Annotated in this window: 1 protein-coding gene; it reads right to left on the bottom strand. The window is 34.3% G+C overall.

All coding sequences use genetic code 11. From position 1 onward, the window contains the following. Window positions 1-6 precede the first annotated feature (6 nt). On the bottom strand, window positions 7-338 hold a 332-nt coding region (locus SB754_RS19570), incomplete at its 5' end, for a transposase (protein ID WP_410784063.1).

Here is a 338-nt window from a genome sequence, read left to right as displayed (position 1 = left end):
AACTTTTCACTTTGTTTCTTTCAATAATGTCATAATTCGTTTTAAATTGACGGCAAATATGGTCATGGCTCCTTGCATTTCCATACCTAAGAGACCCGAGGAAATTGCAACATCATACCCGTGTCTTTGTTTCGATTCACTGTTTTTCGCTTCTATTTTATAACGTTCTTTTGATTTTTCTTTAAAATATTCACTCTCCTGGAATGTAGCCTGTTCTATATGTTCATTGGATTTAATACTGACAGAATAGGTCTTGCTTTTCGCTCCTTCTTTATAACAGCCTTCTTTAAAAGGACACACTTTACACTTCTGGATATCAAAGAAGTACGTATGACTTT

This window comes from Leifsonia sp. SIMBA_070, from assembly GCF_046534635.1.
Taxonomy (GTDB): Bacteria; Actinomycetota; Actinomycetes; order Actinomycetales; family Microbacteriaceae; genus Leifsonia.
The sequence above is the reverse complement of the archived record's forward strand: the minus strand, read 5'-3'. Positions and strand labels throughout refer to the sequence as shown.